The 1,083-nt window shown below is 31.1% G+C and carries 1 protein-coding gene; it reads left to right on the top strand.

From position 1 onward, the window contains the following. Positions 1–205 precede the first annotated feature (205 nt). Positions 206–766: a helix-turn-helix domain-containing protein gene (locus tag BUB82_RS11685; RefSeq protein WP_073193803.1), complete on the top strand. Its 561-nt coding sequence runs from the start codon at positions 206–208 to the stop codon at positions 764–766. Positions 767–1,083: the final 317 nt, after the last annotated feature.

Below are 1,083 nucleotides of genomic sequence, written 5' to 3' on the forward strand. Positions count from 1 at the left end.
TAAAAAAAGTTATCAATGTTACGTGAATAAAAACGATATTTATGAATGAAATTTTTAACCCAAAAAAGATCAACCTATTTCAGGACAAGACAAAAACTTTACGACATTTAACGACAAAGCAAGTGTCGCATAAAAATCAAAGGAAAACCGTTAGAAAACATAGACCGAATAACTACTTTTAGAATAAAATAAAAGTATTTAATTAATGAACTGGATTGCAAAGAAAATAAGCGAAACTCGAAAGATTAAAGGACTAACTCAGGAAGAATTAGCTGACCAGGCAAAAATAAATTTGAGAACTATTCAACGAATTGAAAACTCTGAAAGTGAACCGAGAGGCAAAACCCTAAATTTAATTTGCGAAGCTCTTGAAATTGACTCAAAAGAATTGATTCTAAATGAAAAACCATTCAGTGAAAAAAGTATTGGAACGAAAATAGTAAACGGACTTTTTCTCTTGGCTCTGAATTTAGTCCTAATGGGAATAATTGGATTTTTGACTTTAGATTCGAACGCAAATATGAACAGTGTTTTTGGTGGTTATTTATTGAGTGTTTTTTTGCCATTTTTCATAGTTGTCATGTCAAAAAAAATGAGCGGAATAGAAAGAATGCTTAAATTTGGGTTTGGATATATAGCATATTTTCTAATAATAATGATAACTCACGGATTTCCGAGAGGTTTTATTTCAGGACTTTTCCCTTGTCTCTTAATTAGTTTATCTGTATTATATTTTGGAAATGAATTAATAAAAAACCGTAAATAAAAAACGTTTTACAACAACGGCTATAATGCATTGCGGTTTGGAATTTTCTGTTGAAAATTCCAGTTAAAAGTGTATTTTCGTTTACCAGCGGAATAATCCTGCGGATGATTCCGCAACGACATCATAGCCAAGACCGTTACACATAAACACTCCGAAAAAACTCGGGTTGGATATATGACAGTTGGGAATCTGAATTTACCAAGCATTACCTGAAACGAATTAAAAAGCTGTTTTTAAAAGTCGAAATCTCCGCTTCTATCGAAAATTGGTTTTTAAATATGAATAAACGAAACAGAGTCCTAAAATATGACTTTTGA

Source organism: Psychroflexus salarius (genome assembly GCF_900129035.1).
Taxonomy (GTDB): Bacteria; Bacteroidota; Bacteroidia; order Flavobacteriales; family Flavobacteriaceae; genus Psychroflexus; species Psychroflexus salarius.